The sequence below is a fragment of the Streptomyces sp. NPDC087263 genome (assembly GCF_044744645.1).
Taxonomy (GTDB): Bacteria; Actinomycetota; Actinomycetes; order Streptomycetales; family Streptomycetaceae; genus Streptomyces.
Map to the genome: position 1 here is coordinate 301,125 of NZ_JBIUYT010000006.1, position 19,075 is coordinate 320,199.

Genomic DNA, 19,075 nt, shown 5'->3' on the forward strand with positions numbered 1-19,075 from the left:
GACGTAGAACACATCTGATGGTTTCGATCTCACCATCGTCTCAAGTGTCCTGCGGAGGAGATTCCGTGGCGTCTACCCGCCGCAAACCCCGTCGTCGTGTGTGGCCCAAGATCAGACTGCTGCTCCTCGTGGGCGCGGTCGCCGCCGGCGCCACGGCGCTCTATCCCGTGTGGCGTGCGGCGAACCCGGAGCCCACCGAGCTCACCGTCCGGTACCGGACCGACACCCCGGCCAGCACCGGGGCGGCCAAGCCATGGCTGGAGGTCTTCAACACGTCCGAGAAGACCGTGTCCCTGAGCGATGTGACGCTGCGGTACTACTTCACGGCGGACGGAGCCTCAGAGTACGCGTTCAACTGCGTCCAGGCCGCTGTCGACTGCTCGGACATCTCCGGCACCTTCGACACACCGGACAGCCCCACCGACACCGCGGACCGCTACCTGGAGATCGGTTTCACCGCGGACGCGGGCACCCTGAAGCCCGGCGCGAACAGCCGGGGCATCGAGCTTCAGCTCTACCGCGTCGACCACAAGGACCTGGAACAGTCGAACGACCGCTCCTTCGACGCCGAGAAGACCAGCTACAAGGAGTCGAAGCTGGTGACCGCCTACAAGCGCGGCACGCTCGTCTGGGGGGAGGAGCCGGACGGCAACACCCAAGCGTCCACAGCGTCGGCGGGGGCCTCCGCCGCTTCCCGGCCCACCGTTCCGGCCGGGGTCCTCTTCGACAACTTCCACTACCGCGGCCCCGATGACCCGGCTCTCTCCCGGCACGGCTGGCTGGTCCGCACGAGCAAGGGCGGCCCCGGGATCGACGACACCTGGTCGGCCAAGGGCGTCAGCTTCCCGGCGGAGAAGGACGCACTGGGTGCCCAGGTGCTCCAGTTGCAGGCGACAACGGACGGCACCGAGGCCGGCACGCACCAGGCCAGCCTGGGCAGCACCGGTACCGAGTTCCGCGAGGGGACCTTCGCCGCCCGGATCCACTTCAGCGACAAGCCGACGTCCGGCGACAACGGAGACCACGTCAACCAGACCTTCTACGCCATCGGCGGCAAGGGCACGAAGTACAGCGAACTCGACAACGAGTACATGCCGAACGGCGGTTGGGGCGCGCCCGGGCCCAAGCTCGACACCACGAGCTGGTACAGCTACGAGAAGGGCGACCGTGTCACCAGCAAGCTGGAGGAGAGCCTCCAGGGCTGGCACACCGTGATGATCACGGTTGACGACGACGTGGTCACGTACCTTCTCGACGGCAAGAAGCTGTTCAGCAGCAGCGGAAAGTACGCCCCTCGTGCCGGTATGTCCGTGAACTTCAACACCTGGTTCGTGGACCTTCCGTTCAAGGGCGACCGCGTCTGGGACATGCAGGTCGACTGGCTGTACTACAACGCCAACGACATCGTCTCCCCGAAGGACGTCGGCACGGAGGTGAAGGAGTTCAGCGACAACGGCATGAACTACTTCAACACCGTTCCCGCGTCCTGAAAACCCTCCTTCCCGGCCGAACCGCCGAACACGCTCAGGAGCCCTGGTGAGCAAAGAGTCGTCCCTTCCCCGCACCCCCGCGCAACCGGTGAGCCGACGCTCCGCACTGCGCATGGCCGGCACGGGAGGCCTTGTGACAGCCGGCGGCGCGCTGCTGGGCACCGTGCCGGCCCAACCCGCGGCGGCTGCCACGTCGGTGGCCGCGGTGATCGGCGGACTCGGCACACCCCCGACGTACGCTCCGTCCGGGCGCCGTCCCCGACATCGCCGCGCCACCTGGTCCCAGCAGTTCCAGACCGGGCACGGCTGGACCGCCGCCGGCGCCGGCACCGCGTCGGCCGAAGCGAATGACACGTCGGTCTTCGTGCGCGGGACCCAGTCGGTCCGGGTCACCACCAACGGCACGAACAAGCAGTCGTACGTCCGTAAGACCGGTATGACCGCCATGGACCTGACCGGCAAGATGATCAGGCTCGTGTTCCGGGTCGAAGACACGACGAACCTGTCGAAGCTGGCGTTCTACCTCGGCACCGGCTCCTTCGCGAACTACTTCTCCTGGACGTTCCACGCGCATTCCACGACGTCGGCGAATTACGTCCAGTCGGGAGAATGGGTGACGGTGCACCTCCAGTGGGCCGATGTGACCAGCGCGGCCGGAACCTTCTCGCTCTCCGCCGCCGGGGTCCCCTCCGCCAAGTCCGGCTTCACCGACATGTCGTTCGCCGTGTACGACAACGCGGGCGGCCCGGTGACCTACCGTCTGCAGGCGGTCGAGCTCATCCCGGACACCACCGCGGTCTTCCCGAAGGGCGCCGTCTCGATCACCTTCGACGACTCCCACCTGTCGATCCATGACCTGGCCCGGCCGACCATGGACGCGTACGGCTTTCCCGGCACCAGCTACAACATCGCCGAGGCTGCGGGGACCAGCAACTACCTCAGCGTCGAGCAGATGCGGTCCCTCCAGGACTTCTCCGGCTGGGACATGGAGGGGCACGCCTACGCGATGGCCGCCCACACCGCCGACTACAGCAAGCTCACCGCGCAGGAAGTGGACACCGATCTGCGGCAGTTGCGGGAGTGGATGGTGGCCAACGGCTTCACGGGCGAGCATTTCGCCTACCCGCACGGCGCGTTCCAGAAGACGACGGACAGCGTTCCCGTGGACCTGATCGCCGGTCGGCACTTCACCACGGCGAGGTCGATCATCTCCGAGACGATCGAGTCGTTCGCCCCGGCGATGCCCTATCGCCTCAAGGCGCTCACCGGCATCAACGACGGGTCGGGAATCGGCGGTACGACGCTGGCGAACCTGACGGCCGCGGGTGGCCGCCTCGACCGCTGCGCGAACAACGGTGACTGGCTCATCCTCTGCCTGCACAGGATCGTCGAAGGAACTCCGACGGCGAGCACGGAGATCAGCCGGGCCGGACTGGCCACGCTCATGGCGGCGATCGCCGGCCGGGGCATCCCCGTCGTGACCGTGTCGGAAGCGATGGCCTACTACACCTGAGCAGATGCGGTGAAGGGGCGGGCCACGCCGGGGTTTCCCCGCGCGGCCCGCCCCTTCACCGTGTTCCCGGCTCTACCAGCCCTGTCCGTTTCCGTGCCCGTTTCCGTGCCCGTATCCCTGGCCCTGCCCCTGTCCCTGCTGCCAGGACGGGTCCACGTACTCGCCCTGCTGGGGCTGCTGGTACGGATCCGGCTGCTGCTGATCCGGCCACTGCTGCTGGTGGCGGCCGGGGTTCTGTACCTGGGCCGGGTGCCACTCGCCGCCCTGCGGCTGCCCGGGAGCCCCCCATGACACCCGCTGCTGAGGAACACCCTGGAGGTAGTCCGCGTCATGGTCCGGCGGCAGCGGATCCGCGGTGATGACGGCCGTCCGCGCGGGAGACGTGCGCAGCGCGACGCCTTCGAGGCGCATGAGCTGAAGCGTCTCGCCGACCTTCGGATCGGAGTACGGGTCCTCCTCCTCCCAGATCTCCGTCACCTCTGCCTCGTGGTCCCCTGCCACCGACACCTCGACGCCACCCTGCCGGGTGCCCCAACTGCCCTTGTGGAGAGTGAAGAGGGCGTAGAAACGCAGCGGTGTCAGCAACGTCAGCTGGATCACGCCGTAGAGCGGGGCGAGCAGAAACATGCCGAACCGCTTGATGAAGCCCATTCCACGGCGGGGGAAGTCGAGGTAGCGCACATTGCGCAGATACCCCATGAGCACCATGAAGACCAGGTAGTCGCCGATGTGGTTGACGAACCGGTCGGGATGGATGATCGGCAGGATGACCATCGAATAGAACATCGCCGAGCCGAAGACCAGCCAGAGCATCAGTTCCATGGTGGTCAGCCAGAAAGCGGGCCGCCACTTCTTCTGATGGCGGAAGGCCCAGAGCGACTCCCGGAAGAACGACTTGTTCCAGCGGACCTGCTGGCGCAGGAAGTGCGGCAGCTTCTCCGGCACGGCCGTGTACCCGACAGCCGTCTCCTGGAAGACCACCTGCCCCTCGATGAGGCAGTAGTTGGTCATCCGTCGGTCGTCGCCGAAGACGGCGGGCTTGCCCAGGAACTGCTGATTGAGGAAGTCCGGGAGGTATTTGCGCACCAGCGTCCCGCGATACGCGGACAGCGCGCCGCAGCAGCAGAGCACGGACTTCAGACGCGAATACGCGGCGCGTTCGAAGAGGAAGGAGTTTCCGTACCGCAGGTCCTGGAGGCGGGTGAAGATGTTGCTGTCGTGGTTGAGTGCGAGGACCATGCCGGTGGCGGCCATGATCTTCTCGTCCGCCATCGGAATGAGCAGCTCGCGGACCGTGTCCCGGGAGAGCACCGTGTCCGAGTCCACGCAGAGGAAGATGTCCGTGTACGGCGCCGCCTCGAACCCCAGGGCCAGCGCCTCGCGCTTGCCCTTGTTCTCCGGCTGCACGCTGACCGTGTACTTCACCCCGCGGGCCTCGAACTCGCGGGCCATCCGCTTGGCCATCCTGATGCCGCCGGCATCGGCACTGGCGTCGTCGATGATGTGGATCTCGTTGGGAAGCCGGCTCTGCACGAGGAGACTGCGCAGTCCCTGCTCGAACATCACCGGGTCCTCGTTGTAGATCGGCATGACCGCGGTGACCCACGCGTTCTCGACGTACTCCAGCTCCTCCCGTCCCCCCTTGGCCGGACGGTAGAAGAGCGCCCCGAACATCTTGAGCGACAGAAGTCCCAGCGCAGCCATCGAGTACAGGTGCAGCGAACCGGCGTCGAGCCGGGTGGCAATCAGCACGGCCAGGCCCGCGAAGACGACGTACGAGACCTTCAGATGTCTGCGCTTGCGGTGCCGCTGGCGCCCGCCGGCATCGACGGCGCCCGGTATGTAGCTGTCCTCCGTGGTCACAGCTTGACCACCCGGGGGTGATCGGCCGACTTGCCACGGGTGTCGAACAGCACCCTGGCGCGGTCGGCGAGCAGTCCGAGGTCGATCTCCCGGTGGGGCTGGAGCAGGATCGTGAGGTCCGCCGACTCGGCCGCGGCGAGGTAGTCCTCCGCCCGCTCGACCGGCACCCCCTCGACCGTCCAGTCGGCGACGCGCGGGTCGAAGTAGCTGAGTTCGGCGCCCCGCGCGCGCAGGTTCTCCGCCACGGCCAGCGCGGGGCTCTCCCGCTGGTCGGAGATGTCGGGCTTGTACGTCACGCCGAGCAGCAGGATCCGCGAGCCCCGGACGGCCTTGCCCTGGTCGTTCAGCAGATCGGCCGCGCGGTTGACCACGTGCACGGGCATGCGCTGGTTGATCTCCTGCGCCAGCTCCACGAAGCGGAACGGGATGCCGAGCGAACGGACCTTGTACGAAAGGTAGTTGGGGTCGATGGGTATGCAGTGCCCGCCCACACCGGGGCCGGGGTAGAAGGCCGAGAACCCGAACGGCTTGGTGGAGGCGCAGCGGATCGCGTCCCACAGGTCGACACCGATCTCGCGGCAGAACATCGACATCTCGTTGACGAGAGCGATGTTCACATGGCGGTAGGTGTTCTCCAGCAGCTTGGCCATCTCGGCCTCGCGGGTGCCCTTGGCCTCCACCACGCGCGTCACGAAGCGCTCATAGAGCGCTCGGGCGGCCTTGGTGCAGTCCGGCGTGATGCCACCGACCACCTTGGGCGTGTTCTCCAGCCCATAGGTGGGGTTGCCCGGGTCGATGCGTTCCGGGGAGAAGGCCAGGTGGAAGTCCTCGCCGACCCGCAGACCACCGGCCTCCAGCGCGGGGCGTACGACCTCGTCGGTGGTTCCCGGATAGGTGGTCGACTCCAACACGACGAGGGTGCCGGGGACCAGGTGGGCGGCGATGTCGGCGACCGCGGCGTGTACCGCGCCGAGGTCCGGGGAGCCGTGGTCGGTGAGGGGAGTCGGCACGCAGACGACGACCGCGGCGGCGCCGGCGATGACCTCGGGCCGGTCGACCGCTTCAAAGTCCTGTTCGAGCATCTTGCGGACTTCGCCGTCGGTGATGTCGTCGACATGCGAACAGCCCGCGTTCAGACCGTCGACGACCCGTCGGCTGCGGTCGAGACCGACCACCTTCAGCCCAGCCGCCGAGGCAGAGCGGGCCAGGGGAAGCCCCACATAGCCAAGTCCGACAACAACAAGATCCACCGTGGAGGATCTGCTCACGACATCATTCCCAACCCCGTTGCACCGGGCAGAGCTGTCCGGTGTGTGTGTCGATACCTCGACCGTTCGATTCCCTGACGAATCGAACAAGAGAGGGATGCTAACAAAAACTTCACACCTCAAACACACGTTCACAAGTGCCCCTTCTCACCTGTAGGGGCATACAACCTTCCACTCGCCTCACGTGTCTTCCGTCATCCCACCGGTCTGTCCAGGCGTGGAAAGGTAGCCCTGTGACGACACTCGTGATCATCGACGCTGCCAACGTCGTCGGATCCGTCCCCGACGGCTGGTGGCGGGATCGCCGGGGTGCCGCGGAGCGGCTCCGGGACCGGCTCGCGGTGGACGGCATCCCGGGGCGCGAGGGGCCGGTGGAGATCGTCCTCGTGATCGAGGGGGCCGCCCGGGGCGTGGAGTCCGTGCCGGGTGTACGGGTGGAGGCGGCGCCCGGGAGCGGGGACGACCGGATCACCGAGCTGGCGGCCGCCGCGGCCGGGCGACCCTGCCTGGTCGTGACGGCGGACCGTGAACTCCGGCGCCGGGTGGGTGAGTTCGGAGCCGAGGTGGTGGGTCCGCGAGCGGTACGAAGGGACTCGTAAGGGGCGTAGGAATCAGTTCCGTTCGCGCACGTACAGCACCGCTCCGTCCACCACCCCCGCCTCCTCGTACCCCCCGGCCAGCAGCCGCCGCAGCGACGGCACCCGGTTCGGTGCGTACGGCTTGTCGCGGGAGTCGTCGATGACGAGGGCCGGCGGATGGGCCGCCATTTCCGCTCGGAACACCGGCCAGGCTCCCTCGACGGCGTACTTCTCGCCGACCTGGGGGCCGTTGCGGCCGCCGCTGTAGTTGGTGAGGAGACCGGCGGTGAGGAAGCGACTGGCGGGGGTGCGGTCGGCGAGCCAGTAGATCTCGGGGTGTATGCCCCAGACGAGGACTCGGTCACCGGGGTCCGTGCGGTGGGCCACCGCGGCCGCGAGGCGTTGCGCGTGGTTGAGGTCGGGGCGCGGCGCGAGCAGGCCCCAGGTGAGGAACAGGGTGCAGCAGCAGACGGAGGTGAGGACGGCCCTCACCAGCCGTTCGCGGGGCAGGATCTGGAGTGCGGCCGTCGCCAACAGGGCGATCGGTGGAGTGAGTTGCAGGTAGTAGTGGCCGAAGAAGTGGAAGCCGAGAAGTACCGCGGCCGCCGAGGAGGCCAGCCACAGCCAGAGCTCCGCCGAACCCGTGCGGGCGATGCGCAGGACTCGTACCACCGGAGGGATCAGGCCCGCGCAGGCCACCGCCAGGATCGCGGTGTTGGTCAACCCGCGGCCCAGGACGTGGAGTTCGGAGCCGGTGAAGGAGGCGTACGCGCCTGATCCGGTGACCGTCCAGAACAGGAATCCCGCCGGGTCGGTGACCAGTGCCGCACAGAGGACGGGCAGGACTGCTCCAACTCCGAGCCGCACCTGACTCGTTCGGGAGGCACCGTGCCGGTACAGCAGCCACACCACCGGCACAATGACCGCCCCGCCCGTCTGCTTCGTCAGGAACGCGCACGCGACGGCAGCCCCGGCGGCGCCCCACCGGCGCCGGTCCGCGCACCACATCGCCGCTGCCGTGCACGGCAGCATGAACACCTCGAAGGTCGCGGCCTGCGCGTCCTCGGGGTTGAGCCCGATGGAGACCAGCAGATACAGCACGCCCGCCGTGCGCCCCGCCCGGTCGCCCCAGCGGCGCCGGGCCAGCGACGCGAGCAGCACGGCGGTGGACAGCTGGGCCACGACCGCGAGGACCCGTACCGAAGTGAGCGAACCGGAGCCGGACACCGCGAAGGCCGCCTCGTACAGCCACGGCACGAGCGGTGGCTTGCGGTCCACGACGGTCGAGTAGAGCTCTCCACCGTTCGCCAGTATCCGCGCCTGTACGGCGAGATAGCCCTCGTCGGGGTTCCACAGCGGACGTATGAAGGAGGGGGCCCGGGTGACGCAGGCGAGTAGTGCCAGGAAGGGCAGGAGCCGTCTCCAGTAGGCGCGGTCCGGTCCTCGTGACGCGGCTACGGAGCGTGGTGATTCCAGGAGCTCGGCGAGCATATGGTGCACGCTATCCGGCCCCGCAGCCTCCGCCGAAGCGAGACATACGGGGCCGGATCAGCAAAAAACAGTTCCTCAAAGGGAGTTACTGGGAGTCGCCGCTCTGCGGCTTGGGTACCGTGCCCGCCGCTGCCCGCTCCTGCAAGCCGAGACGGCTGTGCGAACGCCCGTACAGGAAGTAGATGACGAAGCCGATGACCATCCAGATACCGAACCGCAGCCAGGTCTCGGCGGGCAGGTTCAGCATCAGCCACAGCGAGGCCAGCACGGAGACGATGGGGAGGAAGGGCACCAGGGGGGTGCGGAAGGCGCGGGGCAGCTCGGGACGGCTGCGCCGGAGGATGACCACGCCGATCGCGACCACGACGAAGGCGAACAGCGTGCCGATGTTCACCAGTTCGGCGAGTTCACTCAGGCTGGTGAAGCCCGCAAGGATCGCGATGATGACGCCGAGCAGGATGGTCGGCCGGTGCGGGGTCCTGAAGCGCGGGTGGACGTGCGAGAAGAACCGCGGCAGCAGTCCGTCGCGGCTCATCGCGAAGAAGACCCGGGTCTGGCCGAGGAGCAGGATCATGCAGACCGTGGTCAGGCCGACGGCGGCGCCGAAGCTGATGAAGCCCGCGAACCAGGGGTGCCCAGTGGCCTTGAACGCGTCGGCGAGCGGGGCGTCCACGGACAGGTCGGTGTATTTCTGCATGCCGGTCACGACGATCGCCACGGCGACGTACAGGGTGGTGCAGATGACCAGCGAGCCGAGGATGCCGCGCGGCATGTCCCGCTGCGGGTTCTTCGTCTCCTCGGCGGCCGTGGCCACGACGTCGAAGCCGATGAAGGCGAAGAAGACGACCGAGGCGGCGGTGAAGATGCCCATCACCCCGAAGTTGGAGGGCGCCCAGCCGAACATCAGCTGGATGAGCGGGGACTGGAGGTCGGCGCCGGCGTCCACGGTCTGCGCCTTCGGGATGAACGGGTCGTAGTTGTCGGCCTTGATGAAGAAGGCGCCCGCGACGATCACGACGAGGACGACGGTCACCTTGATGGCGACGACGAGCGAGGTGATCCGCGCGGAGAGCTTCATGCCGAGCACGAGAATGCCGGTGAGCACCAGTACGAGGGCGGCGGCCAGGATGTCGAAGCCGAAGCCGTCGGCCCCCTCTCTTCCGCTGAGTGCCTCCGGCAGGTGCCAGCCCGCGTTGTCGAGGAGCGAGGCGACGTAACCGGACCAGCCGACGGCGACCACCGCCGTGCCGAGCGCGAACTCCAGCACCAGGTCCCAGCCGATGATCCAGGCGGGCAGCTCGCCGAGTGAGGCGTACGAAAAGGTGTAGGCGGAGCCGGCCACCGGGACCGTGGACGCGAACTCGGCGTAGCAGAGGGCGGCAAGCGCGCAGACGACCCCGGACACCACGAAGGCCAGGGCGACGGCGGGGCCTGCGTTGTTCTTGGCGACCGTGCCGGTGAGCACGAAGATGCCGGTGCCGATGATGACTCCGACGCCGAAGACGGTGAGATCCAGAGCGGACAGCGACTTCTTGAGTGCGTGCTCCGGCTCCTCAGTGTCCAAGATCGACTGTTCGATCTTCTTCGTTCTGAAGACGGTGCTGCTCACGGGTGTACCTCCACGCTTGACGTCCTCGACATGATCGAGGGGGCGTGTGCTGCGTATGCCCCGGCGCGGACATGTTCACGCGAATGGGCCGGTTTCACCACCCCTTCAGAGTGATGAAACCGGCCCAAGGGACCTGTGGGGTACGTCAGTCGCGCACGGGCTGTACCACGTCGACGGCGTCCACGGCCTCCGCGGTGGTGCGCTCGAACCGGCCGTCGAGCTTGGACACGAGGCCGGTGACCTGGCGGGCGATGTCCGGCGCGGTCAGGCCGATCTCCGTCATGACCTCCTTGCGGGAGGCGTGGTCGAGGAAGCGCGGCGGGATGCCGAAGTCGCGCAGCGGTACGTCGACGCCCGCGTCGCGCAGGGCCTGCGCGATCGTCGAACCGACGCCTCCGACGCGGGAGTTGTCCTCGACGGTGACCACGACCCGGTGCTGCTCGGCGAGCGGGGCCATGGCCTCGTCGACGGGCTTGACCCAGCGCGGGTCGACGACGGTCGTGGAGATGCCCTGCTTGTCGAGGAGGCCGGCGATCTCCAGGCACATCGGTGCGAGGGCGCCGACCGAGACGAGAAGGACGTCCGGGTTGTCGGTGCCCGGCTCGCGCAGCACGTCCATGCCGCCGATCCGGCCCAGGGCGGGGACGGCCGGGCCGACCGCGCCCTTGGAGAAGCGGACCACGGTCGGCGCGTCGGTGACCTCGACGGCCTCGCGCAGCTGGGCGCGGACCTGGTCGGCGTCGCGCGGCGCGGCCAGCCGCAGACTCGGCACGACCTGGAGGATCGACATGTCCCACATGCCGTTGTGCGAGGGGCCGTCGGTGCCGGTGACGCCCGCCCGGTCGAGGACGAAGGTGACACCGCACTTGTGCAGGGCCACGTCCATCAGGACCTGGTCGAAGGCGCGGTTGAGGAAGGTCGCGTAGACGGCGAAGACGGGGTGCAGTCCGCCGGTGGCGAGGCCGGCCGCGGAGACGGCGGCGTGCTGCTCGGCGATTCCGACGTCGTACACCCGTTTGGGGAAGGCCTTGGCGAACTTGTCGAGGCCGACCGGCTGGAGCATCGCGGCGGTGATGGCGACGATGTCCTTGCGCTCCTCGCCGAGCTTGACCATCTCCTCGCCGAAGACGGAGGTCCAGTCGGCGCCGGCGGAGGCGATCGGCAGGCCCGTGTCGGGGTGGATCTTGCCGACGGCGTGGAAGCGGTCCGCCTCGTCCTGGAGGGCGGGCTGGTAGCCGCGGCCCTTCTCGGTGAGGCAGTGCACGATGACCGGTCCGCCGAAGCGCTTGGCGCGGGCGAGGGCCGACTCCAGGGCCTCGATGTCGTGGCCGTCGATCGGGCCGACGTACTTGAGGCCGAGGTCCTCGAACATGCCCTGCGGGGCGATGAAGTCCTTGAGGCCCTTCTTCGCGCCGTGCAGGGTCTCGTAGAGAGGCTTGCCCACGACCGGAGTGCGGCCCAGGAGGTCCTTGCCGCGGGCCAGGAAGCGCTCGTAGCCATCGGTGGTACGCAGCGTCGCCAGGTGGTTCGCGAGGCCGCCGATGGTCGGTGCGTACGAGCGTTCGTTGTCGTTGACGACGATCACCAGGGGGCGGTCCCTGGCGTCGGCGATGTTGTTCAGCGCCTCCCAGGCCATGCCGCCGGTGAGGGCTCCGTCGCCGATGACCGCGACCACGTGGTCGTCGCGCTCCAGGACCTCGTTCGCCTTCGCGAGGCCGTCGGCCCAGCCGAGGACCGTCGAGGCGTGCGAGTTCTCGATGACGTCGTGCTCGGACTCGGCCTGTGAGGGGTAGCCGGAGAGGCCGCCCTTCATCTTCAGCTTCGAGAAGTCCTGACGGCCGGTGAGCAGCTTGTGGACGTAGGACTGGTGGCCGGTGTCCCACAGCACCCTGTCCCTGGGCGACTCGAAGACACGGTGCAGGGCGATCGTCAGCTCCACGACACCGAGGTTCGGGCCGAGGTGGCCGCCGGTCTTGGAGACCGCGTCGACGAGAAAGGTCCTGATCTCGCCGGCCAGCTGGTCCAGCTGCTCCAGGCTGAGCCGGTCCAGATCGCGCGGTCCCCTGATGCGGGTCAGCAACGGCACCCGTGCCTCCTTGCGATAGAGCTGTTCGAGCTTTGCCGGGTCTGTCGAGTCTAATGTTCCGCCTTTCATGTCGGCGTCCGGGCTGTGCGTTGTACGTCACGCGAACGGCTGTAAATCGTCGTACCGGTGCCCCCCCGGATCGCCCGGCATGTCCGGACATAGAAGTGCCCGGTACCGTCATTGGTACCGGGCACTTCGATCAGATGTGCGACCGCTAGGCGCGTCCCGCCGACTTCTGGGTACGGCGCGAGACCGAGTCCAGGACGACGGCCGCCAGCAGCACCACTCCGGTGATCATGAACTGCACGGCCTGGGTGGAGCTGCCGCCCATGTACAGGCCCGTGATGATCGACTGGATGACCAGGATGCCGAGCACCGCCGACCAGGGGGTGCCCCGGCCGCCGAAGAGGCTGGTGCCACCGATGACGGCGGCCGCGATGGACATCATCAGGGTGTTGCCGCCACCGAGGTTGCTGTCCGCGACACCCGACTGCGAGGCGATGAACAGACCGCCGAGGCCCGCGAGGAACCCGGAGATCGTGAACACCGAGATACGGATCCAGGCGACGTTGATACCGGCACGGCGGGCGGCCTCGATGCCGCCACCGACGGCGAAGATCTGCCGACCGTAGCGGGTGCGGCGCAGCACGAAGCTGGAAACCACGACGATGACCAGGAAGATCGTGATGCCGAGCGGCAAACCGCGGGCCTGGTTGAAGACGGCCGCGATGCCGAAGGCGAGCGCCGCTACGACGCCGGAACGGAGCGCGACCTCGCTGAGGGGGCGGTGCGGCAGATCGACGGCCTTGCGCCGGCGCCGGTCGTTGAGCTGGGACAGCGCGTGGACGGCGACCGCGATGATGGCCGCGGTGTTGGCCCAGGCGACGTTGGAGAAGTAGGTGTTGTTCAGCGAGTAGATGACACCGTCGGCGATGTTGTTGAGCGAGAGCGTGTTGCCCAGGACCTGGAGCTGGAGACCGCTCCAGCCCAGGAAGCCGGCCAGGGTGACCACGAACGCCGGGACACCGATCTTGGCGAAGAAGAAGCCGTGCAGCGCGCCGATGGCGGCCGCGGCGAGCAGCGCGAGCACCACGGCCTGCGTTTCGTTCATCCCGTTCTTGACGGCCATCACGGCGGCGAGCGCCGCGGTCAGACCGGCGACGGAACCGGCCGACAGGTCGATCTCACCGAGCAGCAGCACGAAGACGATGCCGGTGGCGATGAGGCCGGGGCCGACGATGTACTGCGCGATGTTGCTGAGGTTGTCCGGCTCCAGGAAGCGCCCGGTGGTGGACTGGAAGATGGCCCAGATGATGATCAGGCCGGAGACGACCGGGACGGCGCCGAGTTCGCCACCGCGGAGCTTCCGCTTGAACTCGGTGAGGTATCCGCTGATGCCCTCTTCACGGATGAGCAGCCGGGGGTCGACCGCGGGGTTGGCCCCGGCGGCGGCTTCCGGGTTCTCGACGATGTGCTCGTCCTGAGGCGTGACCGCCTCGCTCGCGTCGGTGGCCTCGGACGTGGAGGTCTTGTCGGTGCTCACTTCTGAACCTCCCCGTTGCTACGGGCCGCACGACGGGTCACGGCGTTGTCCGTGGCGCCCGTGATGGCAGAGATGATTTCTTCCTGGGAGGTGCTCTTCACTTCGAAGACACCGTTGTTGCGGCCGAGCCGCAGAACCGCAACCTCGTCGGCGACGGCCTTCGCATCAGCCATGTTGTGGGTGATGAGGATGACGGCGAGGCCACGCTCGCGCAGTCGCTCGACCAGGTCGAGGACCTGCGCGGTCTGCTCGACGCCGAGAGCCGCGGTGGGCTCGTCGAGGATCACGACCTTGGGGTTGCCGACCAGGGCGCGGGCGATCGCCACGACCTGGCGCTGACCGCCGGAGAGCGAGGCGATCGGGATGCGCACGCTGGGGATACGGATGGAGAGGGTGTCAAGGAGCTCCTTGGCCCGCTTCTCCATGGCGACCTCGTCGAGCACGGCTGCCTTGCCGAGTTCACGTCCGAGGAAGAGGTTGGCCACGACGTCCAGGTTGTCGCACAGGGCGAGGTCCTGGTAGACGGTGGCGACGCCCAGGTTCTGGGCATCGTGCGGCCGGCCGATCGAGACGGGCTTGCCCTCCCACTCGATGACGCCCTCGTCGATCGGGTGGACACCCGCGATCGTCTTGACGAGCGTCGACTTACCGGCGCCGTTGTCGCCCACCAGGGCGACCACTTGGCCTGCGGAAACATCCAGATCGACATCGGTGAGCGCCTGAACCGCACCGAACCGCTTGGACACTCCGCGCAACGCCAGCACGGGCGTAGCGGACACGTGAACCATCTCCTTCGCCGCCTGACCGGCGGGGATACCGCGCGCTGGACGAGCAGCGCCCGGGAACGGGGCTGGTGTTCAGCACCAGGAACGGGACTACGTCCGCATCAACGCGCGAAAAACTGAGTTGTGCAAGAGCCGCGGGGGGATGCGGCCCTGTGGGGGGTGGAAATCACCGGCCGCTCGGCTCCCTGGTGGGGGTGGCGGCCGGTGGTGAGGATCCGACAGTGGGTAGGGCGCCCCGCCCCGTTCGCGGGGCAGCTGAGGAAGCGGGGCACCGTACCGGTTCCGGATTTACTCGATGCCGGCTGCCTTGCAGGCCGCGGCGTAGTCGGCGGTGCAGATGTCGGACGCCTTCCAGAGGCCGTCCGCGATGACCGTGTCCTTGATGTTGGCCTTGGTCACGACGGTCGGCTGCAGCAGCGACGACGGGATGCCCTTGTTGCTGGGGCTGTCGCTCTTGGTGTCGGCCAGCGAGTCGATCGACTTGCCGTTCAGGAGGTTGACCGCGATCTCGGCGGTCTTCTCGGCCTCCGGCTTGTACGGCTTGTAGATCGTGAAGGACTGGGTGCCGGCGAGGATCCGCTGGATAGCGGCGAGCTCGGAGTCCTGACCGCCGACCGGGATGTTCTTGATGCCGGCCGACTCGAGGGCGGCGATGATACCGCCGGCCATGCTGTCGTTCGCGGAGTAGACGGCGTCGAAGCCGTCCTTGCCGAGCGAGGTGATGGCGGCGCCGACCTTCTGGCCCGCGGTGGCCGCGTCCCACTCACCGGACTGCTCGTAGACGATCTTGCCGACCTCGGTGTCGAGGACCTTGTGCGCGCCCGACTTGAACAGCGCGGCGTTCGGGTCGCTCTCCTTGCCGTTGATCATCACCACGTTGGCGGTGGCGGCCTTGGAGCCCAGCGCGTCGACCAGGGCCTGACCCTGGAGCTCGCCGACCTTCTCGTTGTCGAAGGAGACGTACGCGGAGACCGGGCCCTCGGCGAGGCGGTCGTAGGCGACGACCTTCACGTCCTTGTCGGCGGCTTCCTGCACCCACGCCTTGGCGGACGGGGAGTCCACCGTGTCAAGGATGATGACCTTCACACCGGAGGTGATCAGGTCGTCGAACTGCTGCTTCTGGGTGGAGACGTTCTCGCTGGCGTTCTTGTAGTCGACCTTGCAGTCGGAGCAGAGCTCGGTGACCTTCGCCTTGATCAGCGGGTAGTCGAACGACTCGTAACGCGTGGTCTTGCTCTCGGGGAGCAGCAGACCGATGGTCTTGTTGTCGCTGGACGAGCTGCCGCCATCCCCGGCCTCGCCGCAAGCGGCGAGCGACGCTGCCATCGCGGTGGCGGTGAAAGCCACTGCGGCACGACGCGCGAACGTGTTCATTTGGTGAAACCTCCCTGACGAGGCCGCGTCGTTGCGGCCGAGGTGGCTCGAAGTCAACTCGGCCATGCGTGCGACGTCAAGAAGTAAATACTTAACGAGATGGCAACGGCCCCCTGCGTTCTCTAAGTGAAGACGGGGCTCGCGGCGGTCAGCGACCCGTCCAAAAGGGTCGAATCGCCCATCTCGCTGAGCGCGAGAGCAAGCGCCCCGAGGACTTCCGCACGGCCGCCAAGGGCCCCCGGCAGCACCGTGAGTTGACGTGCCGCGCTGGGGATCGCGTACCGGCTCACCGACTCCCTTATGGGCCCGAGAACCAGCTCCCCGGCCTCCGCGAGGTCGCCACCCAGGACCACCCGGCTGGGATTGAGCAGATTACAGAGGTTCGCGACGCCGCTCCCGATGTGGCGGCCGACGTCGGCGATCACCCGTCGGCAGCCCGGATCACCGTCCCGCGCCAGCCTGACGACGCCCTCCATGCTCAGATCGGTGCCGTGACTGGACTGGAGGAGCGGCAGTACGTACCGGGCGGCCGTGAAGGTCTCCAGGCAGCCCCGGTTGCCGCAGCGGCAGACGGGGCCGGATTCATCAAGGGTGATATGCCCTATTTCCCCGGCCGTGCCGCCAGGGCCGCGGTAGATCTTGCCGTTGATCACCAGACCCGCGCCGACCCCGCTCGCGACCTTGATGTACGCCAGGTCCTTGACCCCGCGCCCACCACCCCAGACCAGCTCGCCCAGCGCGCCCAGGTTGGCGTCGTTGTCCACGTGCACCGGCACTCCGAGGCGTCCCCCCATCTCCTCGGCGGGCTTCGTGCCCGTCCAGCCCGGCAGGATGGCGGTGGAGCCGAGGGTCCCCGACTCGACGTCGATCGGCCCCGGCACGCCGAGACCCACGCCGGCGATCTTCGAGCGGTCCACCCCGGTCACCGCGATCAGACGGCTGACCAGCTCTTCCGCCCGGTCGAAGCCCTGCGCCGCGGAGGCGTCCACATCGAGCGGCTCGGACTCCTCGGCGAGCACCTGATGGGCGAGGTTCCCGACCGCGACGCGCAGATGCGTATGCCCGAAGTCGACGCCGATGACGATGCCCGCGTCGCCGCTGAGACTGACGCTGCGGGCCCTGCGGCCGCCCGCCGAGGTCGGTGTGACCTCGACCGTTCCCGCGTCCTTGAGCTCCCGGACGATGTTGGAGACGGTCGCCGCGGACAGGCCGGTCGTCCTCGCGATCTCCGCCTGCGTGAGCGAACCCGCCAGGCGCACCGCACGCACGACGCGCTCGAGATTGGCTCGGTGCAGCGACGACTGCGACCCCGGAGTCTCCATCGACTCATCCACTCCTGCCCTAAGCGGGCGGCCCCGATGCCGCCCATGTGATCCGGGTCACAGCAGCGGAACCCGGGTCACTACAAGTTGTGAACTCCAAGCTCCGCTGAACGGGTTACCGCAGTCAAGTCCTTGACGAAAATCGGGGCCTCCTGGTCCCGTTCCGTTTCCGTCACCCTGCGGACACATCCTCGCCGCTCCCGGGTCGGAGCCGACGAACACGAAGGGGGTCGCGAAGCACTGCTTGAGCGTCGCCGAAGCGAGGCCTCCCTTGGAGGTGGAGTGTCGACTCGCTACTTGAGAGCGCCTGCCGTCAAGCCCTGCACCACCTGTCGCTGGAAGATGATGTACGCGGCCAGCACAGGCAGCATGGCCATGACCAGACCGGCGAACAGGCCCGACCAGTCGCCCTTGTATCCCTGGCTGGTCGCCAGCTCGACAAGGCCCTGAGACAGCACCTTCTTGTCCGGGTCCGTGTTGAGCACCGTCGGGAGCATGTACTGGTTCCACTGCCCCAGGAAGTTGAAGATGCCGACGCTGATCAGGCCCGGCTTGGCCATCGGCAGCATGATCTGGAAGAACGTCCGGGTGTGCGAGGCCCCGTCGACGAAGGCCGCCTCTGCGATCGACGTCGGCAGCGTCCTGAAGAACGAGGTCAGGAAGAACACGGTGAACGGCAGCGAGTAGGCGATGTAGACGAGAATCAGGCCCGGCAGGGTGTTCAACAACTGCATGTTGTTCAGCACGTAGAACAGCGGCACCAGGGCGAGCATGACCGGGAAGCTCATGCCTCCGACGAAGAGGAAGTAGATGAAGCGGTTTCCCGGGAACTCGAAGCGGGCCAGGACGTACGCGGCCATTGAGCCGAGCACGAGCGTGCCGGCCAGCGAAAAGCCCACCACGATGATCGTGTTGCCGAAGTAGTCGCTCATGTGCGCCTGCGACCAGGCCCGCGACCAGTTGTCGAAATGCAGCTTGTCGGGCAGCGACCAGGGCGAACTGAAGATGGCGTTGTCGTCCTTGAAGGACGTCATCACCGCCCAGAGCAGCGGCAGGACGACCATGATCGCCCAGATGACGAGGATCGCGTGCGAGAAGACATTGAGCACGCCGCCCTTGCTGCTCCCGGCCTTCACCGGCGCGGCCCGCGTCTTCACCACCCGGGGGCGGTCCTCGACCGGGTCCGCGGTCGGCGGGGTGTCAGTGGTCTTCATCAGTACTCCAGCCGCTCGCGCCGGCCCAGTCGCATCACGATCGCCGCGAACAGCAGCGTGACGACGAGGAGGGCGACACCGATCGTTGTCGCATAGGCGGCGTTCGCGTCGCGGAACGCCGATTGGTACACGTACAGCGGAAGGACCGTGGTCGAGTAGTCGGGCCCGCCGGGGCCCACGGTCATGATCTGTACGGCGGCGAATGCCTCGGCGCCGAGGGACAGGATTCCCATGTAGACCCATCCCGACTGCACGGTGTCCCAGAGCAGCGGAAGGGTGATTCTGAAGAACGTGGTGAATCGGCTCGCGCCGTCGAGAAGTGCGGCCTCGTAGAAGTCCTTCGGAATCGAGGCCATTCCCGCGGAGAACAGCACGACGAAGAATCCGACCGTGCTCCACAGGAGTACGGACATCACGCACCACAGGGCGAGATTCGGATCGCCCAGCCAGTCCGGCTGAACGCTGTCGAGGCCGATGGCCTTGAACGTCCCGTTGATCACCCCGTCGTTGGGGTTGTATGCGAACTGGAAGAGCAGGGCGACGATCGCGATCGAAAGCACCTGCGGAAAGAAATAGGCGATCTTGTAGAAACCCGAGCCGCGCACTCCGGTGATGGCGGCGCCCTTTCGGCGCCGCCCACCGACATTGAGCATGAAGGCGAAGAAGAGCGCGAGACCCAGAGTCACCAGCGGCAGCAGCAGAGCGAACAGCAGGCTGTGCTGCAACGACTTCCAGAAGACGTCGTCGTCCAGCATTCTGGTGTAGTTCGCGAAGCCGACCATCTTGAAGTCGGGGCTCAGACCGGTCCAGTCCGTGAACGAGTAGTAGATCGCCTGGATGAACGGCCAGATCACGAAGATCGCGTACAGCGCCAAGGGGGTCACCAAGAACCCCGCAATGAACCGGTACTTGCCGTGCTGCATGGTTACCGACCCCGAT

The 19,075-nt window shown here is 67.4% G+C and carries 14 protein-coding genes; 3 read left to right on the top strand and 11 right to left on the bottom strand.

Annotated elements, in window-relative coordinates:
* Positions 1 to 65: 65 nt before the first annotated feature.
* Both ACIPC1_RS21640 and ACIPC1_RS21645 read left to right on the top strand, forming a co-directional pair.
* Positions 66 to 1,490, top strand: a complete 1,425-nt coding sequence (locus tag ACIPC1_RS21640) for a cellulose binding domain-containing protein (protein WP_402519171.1) — start codon at positions 66 to 68, stop codon at positions 1,488 to 1,490.
* A gap of 46 nt (positions 1,491 to 1,536) precedes the next feature.
* Positions 1,537 to 3,003 (top strand): polysaccharide deacetylase family protein, encoded by a 1,467-nt coding sequence (locus ACIPC1_RS21645; RefSeq protein ID WP_402519173.1) that lies wholly within the window; start codon positions 1,537 to 1,539, stop codon positions 3,001 to 3,003.
* Between the two features lie 72 nt (positions 3,004 to 3,075).
* Here the strand turns inward: ACIPC1_RS21645 and ACIPC1_RS21650 are convergent, their stop codons facing one another.
* Entirely contained in the window at positions 3,076 to 4,866 is a 1,791-nt protein-coding gene (locus ACIPC1_RS21650; RefSeq protein ID WP_402519174.1) for a glycosyltransferase, read from the bottom strand.
* The gene (locus tag ACIPC1_RS21655) at positions 4,863 to 6,134 is read right to left on the bottom strand and encodes a nucleotide sugar dehydrogenase (RefSeq protein ID WP_402519176.1); all 1,272 of its coding nucleotides are present in this window, start codon (positions 6,132 to 6,134) and stop codon (positions 4,863 to 4,865) included. The genes ACIPC1_RS21650 and ACIPC1_RS21655 overlap by 4 nt, the downstream gene beginning before the upstream one ends.
* Positions 6,135 to 6,367: 233 nt before the next feature.
* Between ACIPC1_RS21655 and ACIPC1_RS21660 the strand changes: the two genes are divergently transcribed.
* A complete protein-coding gene (locus tag ACIPC1_RS21660; RefSeq protein WP_402519178.1) occupies positions 6,368 to 6,733 on the top strand; it encodes an NTP pyrophosphohydrolase in 366 nt (121 codons plus the stop codon).
* Between the two features lie 12 nt (positions 6,734 to 6,745).
* On the opposite strand, the gene ACIPC1_RS21665 is transcribed toward ACIPC1_RS21660, so the two are convergent.
* The 9 genes from ACIPC1_RS21665 to ACIPC1_RS21705 form a co-directional block, all read right to left on the bottom strand.
* Positions 6,746 to 8,203 (bottom strand): ArnT family glycosyltransferase, encoded by a 1,458-nt coding sequence (locus ACIPC1_RS21665; RefSeq protein ID WP_402519179.1) that lies wholly within the window; start codon positions 8,201 to 8,203, stop codon positions 6,746 to 6,748.
* A gap of 85 nt (positions 8,204 to 8,288) precedes the next feature.
* Entirely contained in the window at positions 8,289 to 9,812 is a 1,524-nt protein-coding gene (locus tag ACIPC1_RS21670) for an amino acid permease (RefSeq protein ID WP_402519180.1), read from the bottom strand.
* 145 nt (positions 9,813 to 9,957) lie between these two features.
* The gene (gene dxs, locus ACIPC1_RS21675) at positions 9,958 to 11,898 is read right to left on the bottom strand and encodes a 1-deoxy-D-xylulose-5-phosphate synthase (protein WP_402519182.1); all 1,941 of its coding nucleotides are present in this window, start codon (positions 11,896 to 11,898) and stop codon (positions 9,958 to 9,960) included.
* Between the two features lie 214 nt (positions 11,899 to 12,112).
* Positions 12,113 to 13,369: a sugar ABC transporter permease gene (locus ACIPC1_RS21680; protein WP_402519551.1), complete on the bottom strand. Its 1,257-nt coding sequence runs from the start codon at positions 13,367 to 13,369 to the stop codon at positions 12,113 to 12,115.
* Between the two features lie 68 nt (positions 13,370 to 13,437).
* The gene (locus ACIPC1_RS21685; RefSeq protein ID WP_365426421.1) at positions 13,438 to 14,229 is read right to left on the bottom strand and encodes an ATP-binding cassette domain-containing protein; all 792 of its coding nucleotides are present in this window, start codon (positions 14,227 to 14,229) and stop codon (positions 13,438 to 13,440) included.
* Between the two features lie 285 nt (positions 14,230 to 14,514).
* On the bottom strand, positions 14,515 to 15,600 hold the full coding sequence (locus tag ACIPC1_RS21690; RefSeq protein ID WP_402519184.1) for a sugar ABC transporter substrate-binding protein: 1,086 nt from the start codon (positions 15,598 to 15,600) through the stop codon (positions 14,515 to 14,517).
* A gap of 122 nt (positions 15,601 to 15,722) precedes the next feature.
* Positions 15,723 to 16,922 carry an ROK family transcriptional regulator gene (locus ACIPC1_RS21695; RefSeq protein WP_402519186.1) on the bottom strand — a complete coding sequence of 400 codons (1,200 nt, stop codon included), beginning with the start codon at positions 16,920 to 16,922 and terminating at the stop codon, positions 15,723 to 15,725.
* A 293-nt stretch (positions 16,923 to 17,215) separates the two neighbouring features.
* Positions 17,216 to 18,136: a carbohydrate ABC transporter permease gene (locus tag ACIPC1_RS21700; RefSeq protein ID WP_402519188.1), complete on the bottom strand. Its 921-nt coding sequence runs from the start codon at positions 18,134 to 18,136 to the stop codon at positions 17,216 to 17,218.
* Complete coding sequence (locus tag ACIPC1_RS21705; RefSeq protein WP_384376164.1) at positions 18,136 to 19,059, bottom strand: carbohydrate ABC transporter permease; 924 nt, start codon at positions 19,057 to 19,059, stop codon at positions 18,136 to 18,138. The genes ACIPC1_RS21700 and ACIPC1_RS21705 overlap by 1 nt, the downstream gene beginning before the upstream one ends.
* Positions 19,060 to 19,075 lie beyond the last annotated feature (16 nt).

What these genes read in the sequence shown, in the direction of transcription:
- ACIPC1_RS21685 (WP_365426421.1), bottom strand. Translation starts at nt 14,229, where the DNA reads ATGGTTCACGTGTCCGCTACGCCCGTGCTGGCGTTGCGCGGAGTGTCC.
- ACIPC1_RS21695 (WP_402519186.1), bottom strand. Translation starts at nt 16,922, where the DNA reads ATGGAGACTCCGGGGTCGCAGTCGTCGCTGCACCGAGCCAATCTCGAG.
- ACIPC1_RS21700 (WP_402519188.1), bottom strand. Translation starts at nt 18,136, where the DNA reads ATGAAGACCACTGACACCCCGCCGACCGCGGACCCGGTCGAGGACCGC.
- ACIPC1_RS21690 (WP_402519184.1), bottom strand. Translation starts at nt 15,600, where the DNA reads ATGAACACGTTCGCGCGTCGTGCCGCAGTGGCTTTCACCGCCACCGCG.
- ACIPC1_RS21705 (WP_384376164.1), bottom strand. Translation starts at nt 19,059, where the DNA reads ATGCAGCACGGCAAGTACCGGTTCATTGCGGGGTTCTTGGTGACCCCC.
- ACIPC1_RS21665 (WP_402519179.1), bottom strand. Translation starts at nt 8,203, where the DNA reads ATGCTCGCCGAGCTCCTGGAATCACCACGCTCCGTAGCCGCGTCACGA.